The following is an 11,778-nucleotide window of genomic DNA, read 5'->3' as shown; positions in this document are numbered from 1 at the left end:
AAACAGAATACCGCCAAAAGAAAAAAACAGCAAGAACATTTTCGGGTACAGGGCAAAATTCAATTAGGTACACCGTGAATTGCAATTTGGGACGTAGACCTTTGCAAAAGGTCTACGTCCCAAATTGCTGCGGGAGGAAAAATATTCTTGTCTTTCGGCTGGTTTCATGCTAGATTTATCCTATCTAAGACGGCAGGCAATTCGCCGTATCTGAAATCCGTCAGAGAATCTGGTAGTTCCTGTGCCTCGTCTTCAGAGGCAAAAATCAACTGCTTGTAACCCAAAGACAATTTCGTTATAATGAAGAAAGGAAGAAGCCTATGAAGAACGAGCTGGCCAGAGATCTTTCTCTGGCGAAAGGCAAGATCCAGTACGACAACAGCGTCAAACGGGTGCTTGCCAACAAAAGAATCCTGGCATGGATCTTAAAGTATGTGACAGAAGAGTTCTCGGATCTGTCTGTGGATGAGATCAAATCCTGTATCGGTCCGGACATAGAGGTGTCTGAAGTTGGAGTGATGCCTGGCGTGACCAATTGGCGTGAAAGGGAAAAGATCAGAGGAGAAGTGCAGGAGGATGCAGTCCGGGTGAGGGTGAGATTTACTATGACATCCGGTTTTCTGCTTATCTCAAAACCCGGAAGGAACGGATCAGGCTGCTGATCAATGTGGAAGCGCAGAAAGCATTTTATCCCGGATATTCCCTTACTACAAGAGGAGTCTTTTATGGGGCGCGGATGATCTCGGCCCAGAAAGGGACAGAGTTTACCGGCAGTGATTACGACAGGATCTGCAAGGTGTACAGTATCTGGATCTGCATGAATGCGCCGGACTATATCGGAAATGCAATTTCAACGTACAGGATCACAAAAGAAGATCCGCTTCCCGGGATACCGGACGAAAAGCGGACGTATGATAAACTGACAGTAGTGATGATCTGTCTGAACGCAGAATCGTAAAAAGGAAATCCATTGACAAGGATGTTGGGAGTACTGCTGTCGCCAAAAATAAAAGCTCAAAATAAGATCCGTCAATTGGAAGAAGAGTTTGCGATACCGACGAAAAACGAAGAGATGGGAGAGGAGTTGAACCAGATGTGCAATCTAAGTGATTATGTAGAAGAATTAGGCATACAAAAAGGGCTGGAGCGAGGGCTGGAGCGTGGACTTGAACAGGGCCTTGAGCAGGGAAAAGAGCAGCTTTTACGATTACAGATTGAAAAGAAGCTGGCGAAAGGCCTGTCGCCATCAGAGATTGCGGAGGCTCTGGAGGAAGAGGAAGAGACGATCCGCAGAATGATTGGAGACCGGGCGGTCTGACGATACTGTCAATAGAGCTGTGGCCGTGAAGTAATCCGGCAAAAAGTAAGGATAGAAGAGGGGCAGAACGAGAAAGTTCTGTCCCTTTTTTCTATACAGGGTACACCCTGAAATTCAATTTGGTACAGGGCAAAACGCAAATGGGGACGTAGACCTTTGCAAAAGGTCTACGTCCCCATTAACAGTTTGTTCACAAATACTTTCGCGTGTTCTTCGTCCAGGCTGTCCGGGTGCGTCAGGGCTTCGTCGAAGTTGCGGATGAACATGTCCATCTGCGCGGCGTTTTCTTCTGTCCGCATGGCCTCGTATTTCTGGCGTACTTTTCTTGGCATTTTTCCCTGGCAGATGAATGCGCCCAGGTATTGATTGTCGTTTTCAATCCAGGCGCTTACGTTTTTTTCGATGGCCTGGTAATAATCCGGGGAATTTCCCATTCCGCAGGTGGCGAAGAGAGCGATGTTTTTGCCGCTGAGACTGCTTAAGACATCGCTGACAGCCATGCTGCAGGAGCCCCGGTGTACACAGAATCCGATGAAATAGGTTCGGGCTTCGGGGATCTCTTTTGCGGCGTCCAGGTCGATGAGATCTTTGGAATTGCCGGGGAGCCGGGAGAAGATGGCGGCTGCGATTTTCTTGGTGTTGCCGGTTTCGCTTTGATATAAAACCAGATAATCTAACATATGAAAACATCCTTTCTGTTTCTGTTTCATAAATTAACTTTTCTTGATGAAGGTGGCGCTGCATCTGGGACAGCGGATTTCTATACGTCCTTTTCCGCGGGGAATACGGATTTTTTGTTTGCAGACCGGGCATTTGTAAATGTGGTGGGTCTTGCGTTGCTGCATCAGGTTTTTCTGCTTTAGTAGAAATGTACGCAGCTTGTAGGTTTTGTTGAGATACCACTGGTTCTCGGAAGAGCGTTTGTAAATGTTCCTGGAAAATACCCGAAAGTAAGCGTAGATGATCAGCGCCCAGGATAAGGTTACCAGGGTCAGGCTGTCTGTCCATCCGGAGATCAGCATGGCGATGATGCCGGCGATTACCAGGAATTTTCCAAGGGAATCAATGCCGTATCTTCCGTACATAAAGCGTAAAAATTTTTCTTTCAAGATTGTCACACTCCTCATGATAACTGCCGGGCGGGATGATCGCCCGCCCGCCGCTTATTTTCCATGATAAAACATACCATAAGAAAGTCAATAAACTGCGGATAAAAATTATATAAAGTTTTCTGTGCAGGGCCTGGTCCCCGTGTTATAATGGGGAGAGACCTTTGCGGAAAAACATTTGCGGGGATGATAGAAGAAAGGCGGAAGAACCATGGAAGAACTGACCAGACTGATCTGGGAGGATATGAAGCCTGCGCTGGGTGTGACAGAGCCGGGAGCCATTGCCTTTGCTGTGGCCAGCGCGAAAAAATATACCGAAGGAGAGATCATCCGTGTAAAGGTGGCGCTGAATTCGGGCATGTATAAAAATGCGTTTACCTGCGGGATCCCGAATTCTGCCAGGTTTGGCAATCTCTACGCGGCGGGCGCTTGGAGCCGTGGCTGCGAATGAGGAAAAAGGGCTGGAATCTCTGGATGCGGTCCGGCCGGAAGATGACGAAGAGGCTGCCCGGATGGTGGAAGCAGGCATGGTCGAGGTGGTTATGGATCATGTGGGCTCTGAGATCACTATCGACGCTACGGTGACGACGGCAGAGGATACCTGCACCGTGCGGATCCGGGGAAGCCATACAAATATTGTGGAAATAGAGAAAAACGGACAGGTCATCTGGCGCAGGGAAGAGAAGTCAGAGGAAAAGGATTCCGCGGCCCGGCTGCCAGAGGACGGGGAGACTTTGCAGGGGCCGGTGATCCACCGGTATACGCTTAAGCAGATCCTTCATTACATAGAGACGGTTCCTGTGAATGAAATCGAATTTATCAGGGAAGCATTTCCCATGAACCTGGAACTTTTGCGGGAAGGATTGGATTCGGGGAGGGCTGTGATCGCCGCAAAACTTCTGGAGGAAAATGGCGGCGAGCTGATCTCCGGGGATCCACTGAAGACGGCACAGCTATTGTGCAGCGGCGCCATCGAGGCGAGGGTGCTGGGGCTTAGCCGGCCGGCCATGAGCATTACCGGCAGCGGCGCCCACGGGATCATCGCCACCATGCCCATTTATGCCTGGGGGCAGGTGAAAGGACTGGCGGAAGAGTCCTGGATCCGGGCTACGGCTCTTAGCTATCTGATCACCATGTATATTAAGGAGTATTCCGGAAAACTGTCGGCATTTTGCGGCTGCGGCATCGCGGCGGGGACAGGCATGGCCTGCGGTCTTGCCTGGATGAGGGGCGCCGATGAAGCGGCTATTTCCCGGGTGATCTGGAATATGGCAAGCGGCCTGACCGGCATGATCTGCGATGGCGGCAACCACGGATGCGCCATGAAAAGGAATTGTGGCGGTGGACGCGGCATTTCGCGCGGTGGATCTTTCGCTGGCAGGGATCAGCATTGAGGCCATCCACGGGATCAATGGCCGGACGCCGGAAGATACCATGAAATACATGGGCATGATCGCATCCCCCGGCATGACCGGCACGGAGAAGACCATCGTGGAGATCATGGAACGTAAAAATCAGTAAAAACATCAGAAAACAAAAACAGGAATAATATTTATGACAGAGAAAAAATATCACAGAGGCAGACATAAAAAGAAAAAGAGCGGCAGGAAAAGCAATCTTTTTCTGAATCTGATCCTTCTTCTGGCGCTGGCTGTGTTTGCGGTGTCGGCGTATCAGCTGATCCGGATCGGCAAGGGCTATCTGGACGGCAGAAATGAATATGAAAAAATCCGGGAGCTGGCTATCGACAGCGTTGAGGAGGACGGGCAGGAGGAAGCCCCGGAAGGAACTGGTTTCCGGGTGGATTTTGACAAGCTTAAGGCCATCAATCCGGATACCATCGGGTGGATCCGGTTTTCACCGGAGCCCTCCGTGATCAATTATCCCATCGTTCAGGGCGCGGATAACGATAAATATTTACACCAGACTTTTTCTGCCAATGAAAATACATTGGGAGCGATTTTCCTGAATGCGGGGAACAGTCCGGACTTTTCCGACCGCAATTCCATCATTTACGGACACCGGATGAAGGATGGCTCCATGTTCCGCTATCTGCAGGATTATGAAGAGAAGGCGTTCTGGGAGAGCAACCCGTATTTTTACATTTACACGCCGGATGGCAGGGAGATTGCGTATCACATTTATTCTGCCGGACAGGTGGAGGACACATCAGATACATACCTGACCGCGTTTGCGTCGGACGAGGAGTACCAGAATTTCTTAAATATGACAAAGGAAGTGTCACTGTATGACACCGGCGTACAGCTCACAACGGCGGACACGATCGTAACGCTGTCCACCTGTACCAGCGCCAGTGACGAGCACCGGTTTGTGGTGCGGGGAGTTAAGGAAAAAGAGGTGAATCTGAACCAGTGATGAAGAAAAATTATGTTTATGAAGTTGGAGATGTGGTGACCCTGAAAAAGCCGCATCCCTGTGGGAGTAAAGAGTGGGAGATCCTCCGGGTGGGAGCGGACTTTCGCCTGAAATGTACGGGCTGCGGTCATCAGATTATGATCGCCCGCAGGATTGTGGAAAAAAATACAAAAGATTTGAAGAAAAAAGCAGAAGATTTGCAGGAAAAGGCTTGAAACAGGCGCGGAAGTGTGTTATCATGTTAAACCGTGATACATGAATTCTGCCGGAGTCTGTCCGGCGGTAATCCTTGCTCCCGGATGAAAAAGCGGGGGCCAAAAGACCAGAAGGAGGTGCAGATGACGATGAACAAATACGAATTAGCGGTTGTTGTCAGTGCAAAGATCGAAGATGACGAAAGAGCACAGGTCATCGAAAAAGTGAAAGCTTTAGTAGAGCGTTTCGGCGGCCAGATCTCTGACGTTGATGAATGGGGTAAGAAGAGACTGGCTTACGAGATTCAGAAGATGAGAGAAGCATACTACTATTTCATCCACTTCGAGGCTGATGCTACAGTTCCAGGCGAGATTGAACAGAGAATCCGTATCATGGACAACGTAATCAGATACTTATGCGTTAGACAGGATGCATAACCAGGAAGTAGAGGTAAGATATGAATAAAGTAATTTTGATGGGACGCTTAACAAGAGACCCGGAGATCCGTTATTCCCAGGGTGACAACCCGACAGCGGTGGCAAGATATACGCTTGCAGTTGACCGCCGGTTCCGCCGCGGAGGCGACGGAGAGCAGACTGCAGACTTCATCGGATGCGTGGCGTTCGGAAGAAGCGCAGAGTTTGCTGAGAAATATTTTCATCAGGGATTGAAGGTTGTTGTGACCGGACGGATTCAGACAGGAAGCTATACCAACCGGGATGGACAGAAGGTCTACACAACAGACGTTGTGGTAGAAGATCAGGAGTTCGCAGAGAGTAAAGCGGCAAGCGACGCTAACTCGGGCGGTTTCCGCGCAGCGGCCCCCTCACCGGCTCCGGCTCCGGCAGCGGACGCAGGAGACGGCTTCATGAACATTCCAGATGGAATTGATGAGGAATTACCATTTAATTAGAAAGGAGAAGCAATCATGGCTTACGATAAAGCAGCTCGTCCGGAAGGCGGTTTCAGAAAGAGACCGGGCGGACGCAGAAGAAAAAAAGTATGTGTATTCTGTGGTAAGGAAAACAACGAGATCGATTACAAGGATGTAGCAAAGTTAAGAAAGTACATCTCTGAGAGAGGTAAGATCCTGCCCAGAAGAATCACAGGAAACTGTGCAAAACATCAGAGAGCGCTGACTGTAGCAATCAAGAGAGCTCGTCACATCGCCCTGATGCCGTACGTTCAGGACTAATTGATCTAGTCAGATATGAGTGAATGAAGAAAAGCCTTTAAGTACCGGGAATCCGGTGTTTAGAGGCTTTTTTCTGTATCCGGGAAAGTCTTGCAGGTTCTTAAAAGAGCTTGGAATTTCTTAAGGAGATGGTGTAAAAATTGGTGTATGGAATAAGCGTGGTATAAAGAATAACGAAGAAGAATGGAGTAAAGCAAAATAAAAGAAGAACAGGAATTTCGAAAAGTATAAAATTCAACAGTTCCGTTGATTTTTTTAATTGTTCTGCGTATAATAGAAGTAGGAAAATCCCTACTTTCCATGTTTCAGAAAGGTGGTGCAAAATCATGTCAATAAATGCGTTTGTGGACAACGCCAAAGTAATGGCAAAAGGGCAAGTCACAATTCCGAAGGATGTTCGCGAGGTGTTAGGCGTGTCAAATGGTGACCGGGTTACTTTTATCGTTGAGGGAAATACTGTCCGCATTGTTAATTCTGCTGTGTATGCTATGCAGGTGCTCCAGCAGGAAATGGCCGGTGAAGCGGAACGTACCGGTTTGACCTCGGAAGATGATGTTATGGCGCTTGTCGGGGAATTGAGAAATGAGGATAAGAAAGTATGAGAGTTTTGATTGATACCAATGTCCTCATTTCTGCCGCGTTGAGTGCAAACGGCACACCTTATCAGGCATATGTAAAAGCAGCCTCTTATCCGAATCACGGCCTGATCTGCGAGCAGAATGTGGACGAAATGAAGCGGATATTTAACAAGAAATTTCCGAACCGGATTGCAGCGCTGGACAAATTTCTTTCCGTTGCACTGCTTACTCTGGAATTGATTCCAGTTCCGGTAGAGGAAGTTATGACCGAAACACAAATCAGAGATGTCGATGACCGTCCCATTTTGAGGGCAGCCATTGAAGCGAAAGCAGATGTTCTGCTGACCGGTGATAAGGATTTCTTAGAGTCCGGCGTGAAAAATCCGATGATTATGACGCCGGCAGAATTTTTGAATATCTGACGGACATAAAGACGGCGGACTGAGAGTGAAATGCTCTTGGTCCGCTGTGTTTACATCTGTGGTATTTAATTAGGGAAGTTGATGCATTGAGGTTTGATGAGAAAGATCAAGAAATATGAAAAGGGAGTAGAATAAAAATATCGTTCACAGCTTTCATTTTGTGCTATTGCGATGGGCTTTTTTGAGGTTCAAAGGAGACAGGCGATAGAAATATTGTCTCAATGAACTCAGGGTCCAGTTGGATGATCTGATCGGTCGTTTGGATTATTGCGGGGATTTCAATCACAAGCCGGATATATGCAGGTATGAGAAGGCAGAGTTCCCAGCAAGATTGCTACCCGTGAAATAGAAATAACAGATTAAAATGGACGAGGACAGGCCGACGGTTGGACTTCTGGTGTGTAAAGATATGGATAAGGTGGAGGCGCAATATGCACTGGAATCTAGTAGTCAGCCGCTTGGCGATAGTGTCTATGATTACCAGCTGTGAAATCAGAAATACCCTGACAGATTTGTAAAACCAGATATCTGTCAGGGCGTTTTTGGTTTGAAAAAATGTATTGTCGCGGCCGCCTACGCCGGCAGTTTCCGGACTGCGCTCCGGTACGACAGATAGAGAAGCGTCAGCGCCCCGGTCCAGGCCAGGACTTCTGCGGCGTAAATCCCGTATTCCCCGATAAAATGAGGCAGGATCAGCGCGGCTGAGATACGCATCACCAGTTCCACTGCGCCGGAGAGCAGGGGGATGTAAGTATTTCCCATGCCCTGCAGGGCGGAGCGGTAAATGTGCAGTCCATAGAGGATGAAGAGGAAGGACGCCATGACGCGGAGAAAGTGGCGGCCATAGGTAATCACCTGCGCGGCGTCCGGGTTGCCGCCGTCTACAAACAGGCCGACCAGGGTATTTCCGGAGAGGAACATACAGGCGCTGATCACAAGGGAGGTGAGGACAGCCATAACGGCGCCCTCCCGCACGCCGGTGCGGATTCTTTTATACTCGCCGGCGCCCAGGTTCTGTCCGGTGTATGTGGAGACAGAAAAGCCAAAGGAAATGGCTGCGATCTCCAGCAGGCCGTACAGTTTGTTTGCAGCGGTAAAGCCGGCCACAAAGATCACGCCAAAGCTGTTGACAATGGACTGAAGGATCATGCCGCCAATGCTGATAATGGTATTTTGAAGAGCCACCGGAGCCCCCAGCCGGAAAAGTCTGCCCACCAGGGCTTTGTCCGGCTGAAAATCCTGCCTGGAGAAATGCAGGATGGGTGTTTTCCGGATGTGGCGGGCGCAGAACAGGCAGGAACACACCTGGGCGATCAGCGTGGCCGCGGCCGCGCCGGGGATGCCAAGCCCGAAGCCGGCCACAAAGATAATATCCAGCACAATATTTACAATGGAGGCAATGCCCATGGCCAGCAGAGGCGTTTTACCGTCGCCCACAGCGCGCAGCACGCTGGATAGCCAGTTGTAGATCATAACAATGGGGATGCCCGCAAACATGATCCGCACATAGACCAGAGCGTCGCCAATGATCTCCTCCCTGGTTCCCATCCAGGTTAGTACCGGTCTTGAGAGCAGCAGGAACAAAGCTGCAAGAACCACCGCCGCCGCCAGAGAGAGCGCCAGAGACACTGCCAGAGACCGCTTCATTTCCCTGGCATTTTTGGCGCCGTACTGCTGGGCGATCAGGATGGAGAAGCCCTGGGTAAGCCCGGAACATACGCCAAGACTCATCCAGTTAAACCAGTCGGAAGAACCAAGGGCCGCAAGGGCGTTTACGCCCACCACCTGGCCCACCACAGCCGTATCCACAAGCGTGTAGGCCTGCTGAAAAATATTGCCCAGCATCAGCGGAAGGGCAAAGAAAAAAATCTGTCGGCCAGAAGGGCCCGATGTCATATCCTTCTCTTTAGCATCTGCAATCATGTGTATCCCTCGTTTCATCGTGTCAATAATCCGTATGCCATTATAATCGAATCAGGCACAAAACACAACCGGGTACACCCTGAAATTCATTTTGGTACACCCTGAAATGCAGTTTGGGACGTAGACCTTTGCAAAAGGTCTACGTCCCAAATTGTTTGCTCTTGTATTTGAAATTGCTTTTTGGTACTAATTAACACAAGAATGCAATTGAAATGAAAGAGAGGAAATGCTTGTGGAAGTGGAAATCCTTAGAAGCAGAGACGAACTGGAGGGGACGAAGCCTTTTCGGATTGAGAATCTTCTGTGGGGGACAAAGAAGATCCCGGAGACGTTCGGGTACCTGGGCTATGTGCCTGGGGAAGGGTTTTATCTGAAGATGGTGTGCGTGGAGAAGGATCCTCTGCGGACTTACATAGCGGATCAGGATCCGGTCTATCAGGACAGTGCGATGGAAGCTTTTCTGCAGTTTGAGTCTGCCAGGGAAAGGGAGGCATCCCCCATCTACATGAACTTCGAGGTGAATGCCAACGGCGCGCTGCTGGCGGGCTACGGGACGTCCCGCATCTACCGGTCTTATTTTTCCAAAGAGGATCTGGAGGAGGTCGGCTGCCGGGCCTGCATCGAAGAAGACCGCTGGAGTTTTACGCTGAAGATTCCCCAGAGGATCCTGGAGAGTGTTTACGGCCCGATCCACCTGGAAGAGGGAAGTAAGTTCCGCTGCAACTTTTATAAAATATGCGAGACGGCGTCCAATGAGCATTATGCGTCTTATTCCCCGGTGCTGTCCGAGATCCCAAGCTTCCATCTGCCGGAGTTTTTTGCATCCGCAAAGCTTGTGAAGAGAGAACAATAGGAGGGAACTGTCAACATGAGAATTTACAAAGCAAAAGATTACGAGGAAATGAGCCAGAAGGCGGCAAATATCATCGCCGCTCAGGTGGTGTTAAAGCCGGAGTGCGTGCTGGGACTTGCCACGGGATCTACGCCCATCGGTACCTACAGCCGTCTGGTAGAGAAATACGAAAAGGGCGACCTGGATTTCTCCAAAGTCACAAGTCCACTGTGAACCTGGACGAATATAAGGGACTGCCAAGAGAAAATGACCAGAGCTATTACTATTTTATGCACGAGAACCTGTTTGACAAGGTGAATATTGATCCGGCAAGCACCAACCTTCCGGATGGCACCAAAGAAGACAGCGAGGCGGAGTGCGCGCGCTACGAGGCGCTGATCCAGTCTCTGGGCGGCGTGGATCTGCAGCTTCTCGGCCTTGGCCATAACGGACATATCGGTTTCAACGAGCCGGCGGATGTGTTTGAGAAAGATACCCACTGCGTAGATCTGCAGGAGCGCACCATCGAGGCCAACAAGCGCTTCTTCGCTTCCGCAGACGATGTGCCGCGCCAGGCATATACCATGGGCATCGGCACGATCATGCGTGCAAAGAAGATCCTGGTGGTTGTCAGCGGAGAAGACAAGGCAGAGACTGTGGCAAAAGCGTTCTTCGGCCCGGTTACTCCGCAGGTACCGGCGTCCATCCTGCAGATGCACCCGGATGTAACAGTAGTGGCAGACGAGGCCGCGCTGTCCAAATCTCCTGTATAGGATCTACCGATCCTCTTCAAAATGTCCTTCGGCCATGGCCTTGATCGACGAGGCGTACTCCGAGGGGGTCATACCGGTGGTTTTCTTAAACTGCCGGGAAAAATAATGAATCGACGTGTAGCCAAGGTGTTCGGAGATCTGGGTGAAATTCATCCGGCCCGTCCGGATCATTTCCTTGGCTGCATTGATTTTCATATGAGAAAAATATTCAATGATGCCAAGGCCGCACCGCTCTTTGAAAAGTTTCTGGAGCTGGGAGCGGCCGATGATGTTGTCACGGCAGATCTCTTCGATGGTCACATGCCCGTTCAGGCGGGCTTCCAGATACTCGATGATCCGCCGGAGTGTTTCCATGTCATTTTTTTCTTTTGTGCTTTTTAACGGCTCCGGGAAGGTTTCCTTCCGGGCGGCTGTCTGGCTGTCTGCACGCCGGATGAGATGGATCAGGAAATGTTCCAGGTTGAGCCGGATCATCTGGGGCGCGCCGAACAGGTCCGGCGTTTTCAGGGGCATATTCTGGAGATAGGGGTCGTCCAGGCGGCAGTCAAAGCACCAGCGGGCTTCGGCGATGATGGACGCCAGCAGACTGTGGCCCTCTTTGTCGATCTGAAAACGCTGCCTGCGCCGGAAAAAATCCATGGCTGCCTCATCCACACAGCAAAAAGAAGCCACCATCAGGTTGGGCGCGGTCTTGCCGTCCGCCCGCACCGCGTGGAATTCGTTGGGCTGATGGAAGAGAAGATCTCCCTTTTTGAGCAGCAGGGTGTCCGCGCCTGCCGTCACTTCCACCTCTCCTTTGTCTACAAAGATAAATTCCCAGAAATCATGGGATTCCCCTTCAAAAGAAAAGTCGTTCATATATTCAAAATAATGGATGCTGAAAATTTTATCAATGGAAATGGAATTTTCCAGGTGGATGCCGTTGTAACTCACAGGAGACCTCCTTTTTATTTTTGGTATATAATATCGACGAGGCGCCGGTTTTCCGGGCCCGGTTCTTGCTGTTAGAAATATCATACCTTATTATTTGCAGGAAATCAAACACGCGATCTAGTGT

The 11,778-nt window shown here is 50.0% G+C and carries 19 protein-coding genes and 1 pseudogene; 16 read left to right on the top strand and 4 right to left on the bottom strand.

What is annotated here, in order from left to right:
* The first annotated feature begins 320 nt into the window (after positions 1-320).
* The 3 genes from ABGT54_RS12375 to ABGT54_RS12365 are packed head-to-tail and all read left to right on the top strand — an operon-like array spanning position 321 to position 1,318.
* Positions 321-662 carry a hypothetical protein gene (locus ABGT54_RS12375; RefSeq protein ID WP_346664354.1) on the top strand — a complete coding sequence of 114 codons (342 nt, stop codon included), beginning with the start codon at positions 321-323 and terminating at the stop codon, positions 660-662.
* A 5-nt stretch (positions 663-667) separates the two neighbouring features.
* Positions 668-958 carry a hypothetical protein gene (locus ABGT54_RS12370; RefSeq protein ID WP_346664353.1) on the top strand — a complete coding sequence of 97 codons (291 nt, stop codon included), beginning with the start codon at positions 668-670 and terminating at the stop codon, positions 956-958.
* Positions 959-979: 21 nt separating this feature from the next.
* Positions 980-1,318: a hypothetical protein gene (locus ABGT54_RS12365; RefSeq protein WP_346664352.1), complete on the top strand. Its 339-nt coding sequence runs from the start codon at positions 980-982 to the stop codon at positions 1,316-1,318.
* Positions 1,319-1,485: 167 nt separating this feature from the next.
* Here ABGT54_RS12365 and bilS read toward each other — a convergent pair whose 3' ends face one another.
* Both bilS and ABGT54_RS12355 read right to left on the bottom strand, forming a co-directional pair.
* The gene (gene bilS / locus ABGT54_RS12360; RefSeq protein ID WP_346664351.1) at positions 1,486-1,998 is read right to left on the bottom strand and encodes a flavodoxin family protein BilS; all 513 of its coding nucleotides are present in this window, start codon (positions 1,996-1,998) and stop codon (positions 1,486-1,488) included.
* Between the two features lie 33 nt (positions 1,999-2,031).
* Entirely contained in the window at positions 2,032-2,427 is a 396-nt protein-coding gene (locus ABGT54_RS12355; protein ID WP_346664350.1) for a hypothetical protein, read from the bottom strand.
* Between the two features lie 211 nt (positions 2,428-2,638).
* Here ABGT54_RS12355 and ABGT54_RS12350 point away from each other — a divergent pair, with 211 nt between their 5' ends.
* The 11 genes from ABGT54_RS12350 to ABGT54_RS12300 all read left to right on the top strand — a co-directional run bounded on the left by ABGT54_RS12350 (position 2,639) and on the right by ABGT54_RS12300 (position 7,683).
* Positions 2,639-2,878: a hypothetical protein gene (locus ABGT54_RS12350; RefSeq protein ID WP_346664349.1), complete on the top strand. Its 240-nt coding sequence runs from the start codon at positions 2,639-2,641 to the stop codon at positions 2,876-2,878.
* The gene (locus tag ABGT54_RS12345) at positions 2,865-3,821 is read left to right on the top strand and encodes an L-serine ammonia-lyase, iron-sulfur-dependent, subunit alpha (RefSeq protein ID WP_346664348.1); all 957 of its coding nucleotides are present in this window, start codon (positions 2,865-2,867) and stop codon (positions 3,819-3,821) included. Before ABGT54_RS12350 ends, ABGT54_RS12345 begins: the two co-directional genes overlap by 14 nt.
* On the top strand, positions 3,769-3,948 hold the full coding sequence (locus ABGT54_RS12340) for a hypothetical protein (protein WP_346664347.1): 180 nt from the start codon (positions 3,769-3,771) through the stop codon (positions 3,946-3,948). Before ABGT54_RS12345 ends, ABGT54_RS12340 begins: the two co-directional genes overlap by 53 nt.
* 33 nt (positions 3,949-3,981) lie before the next feature.
* On the top strand, positions 3,982-4,803 hold the full coding sequence (gene srtB / locus ABGT54_RS12335) for a class B sortase (protein ID WP_346664346.1): 822 nt from the start codon (positions 3,982-3,984) through the stop codon (positions 4,801-4,803).
* Complete coding sequence (locus ABGT54_RS12330; protein ID WP_346664430.1) at positions 4,803-5,018, top strand: DUF951 domain-containing protein; 216 nt, start codon at positions 4,803-4,805, stop codon at positions 5,016-5,018. Before srtB ends, ABGT54_RS12330 begins: the two co-directional genes overlap by 1 nt.
* 129 nt (positions 5,019-5,147) lie before the next feature.
* On the top strand, positions 5,148-5,435 hold the full coding sequence (rpsF, locus tag ABGT54_RS12325; protein WP_346664345.1) for a 30S ribosomal protein S6: 288 nt from the start codon (positions 5,148-5,150) through the stop codon (positions 5,433-5,435).
* A gap of 20 nt (positions 5,436-5,455) precedes the next feature.
* The gene (locus ABGT54_RS12320; RefSeq protein ID WP_346664344.1) at positions 5,456-5,911 is read left to right on the top strand and encodes a single-stranded DNA-binding protein; all 456 of its coding nucleotides are present in this window, start codon (positions 5,456-5,458) and stop codon (positions 5,909-5,911) included.
* Positions 5,912-5,926: 15 nt separating this feature from the next.
* Positions 5,927-6,193 carry a 30S ribosomal protein S18 gene (gene rpsR / locus ABGT54_RS12315; protein ID WP_204908875.1) on the top strand — a complete coding sequence of 89 codons (267 nt, stop codon included), beginning with the start codon at positions 5,927-5,929 and terminating at the stop codon, positions 6,191-6,193.
* Positions 6,194-6,519: 326 nt separating this feature from the next.
* Complete coding sequence (locus tag ABGT54_RS12310) at positions 6,520-6,795, top strand: AbrB/MazE/SpoVT family DNA-binding domain-containing protein (protein WP_346664343.1); 276 nt, start codon at positions 6,520-6,522, stop codon at positions 6,793-6,795.
* Entirely contained in the window at positions 6,792-7,193 is a 402-nt protein-coding gene (locus tag ABGT54_RS12305) for a putative toxin-antitoxin system toxin component, PIN family (protein ID WP_346664342.1), read from the top strand. Before ABGT54_RS12310 ends, ABGT54_RS12305 begins: the two co-directional genes overlap by 4 nt.
* A 364-nt stretch (positions 7,194-7,557) precedes the next feature.
* Positions 7,558-7,683: a PDDEXK nuclease domain-containing protein gene (locus ABGT54_RS12300; RefSeq protein WP_346664341.1), complete on the top strand. Its 126-nt coding sequence runs from the start codon at positions 7,558-7,560 to the stop codon at positions 7,681-7,683.
* 83 nt (positions 7,684-7,766) lie between these two features.
* Here ABGT54_RS12300 and ABGT54_RS12295 read toward each other — a convergent pair whose 3' ends face one another.
* The gene (locus ABGT54_RS12295) at positions 7,767-9,116 is read right to left on the bottom strand and encodes an MATE family efflux transporter (protein ID WP_346664340.1); all 1,350 of its coding nucleotides are present in this window, start codon (positions 9,114-9,116) and stop codon (positions 7,767-7,769) included.
* Between the two features lie 226 nt (positions 9,117-9,342).
* On the opposite strand from ABGT54_RS12295, the gene ABGT54_RS12290 reads away from it, so the two are divergent.
* Positions 9,343-9,969, top strand: coding sequence for a carbohydrate-binding family 9-like protein (locus ABGT54_RS12290; protein ID WP_346664339.1), 627 nt, complete (start codon positions 9,343-9,345; stop codon positions 9,967-9,969).
* A 15-nt stretch (positions 9,970-9,984) separates the two neighbouring features.
* Positions 9,985-10,721, top strand: a pseudogene (nagB, locus tag ABGT54_RS12285) (glucosamine-6-phosphate deaminase).
* A 3-nt stretch (positions 10,722-10,724) separates the two neighbouring features.
* Here nagB and ABGT54_RS12280 read toward each other — a convergent pair.
* On the bottom strand, positions 10,725-11,654 hold the full coding sequence (locus tag ABGT54_RS12280; protein WP_346664338.1) for an AraC family transcriptional regulator: 930 nt from the start codon (positions 11,652-11,654) through the stop codon (positions 10,725-10,727).
* Positions 11,655-11,778 lie beyond the last annotated feature (124 nt).

Source organism: uncultured Merdimonas sp. (assembly GCF_963929015.1).
In the GTDB taxonomy this organism is placed as follows: Bacteria; Bacillota; Clostridia; order Lachnospirales; family Lachnospiraceae; genus Merdimonas.
This window is presented reverse-complemented; position numbering and strand designations above follow the sequence as displayed.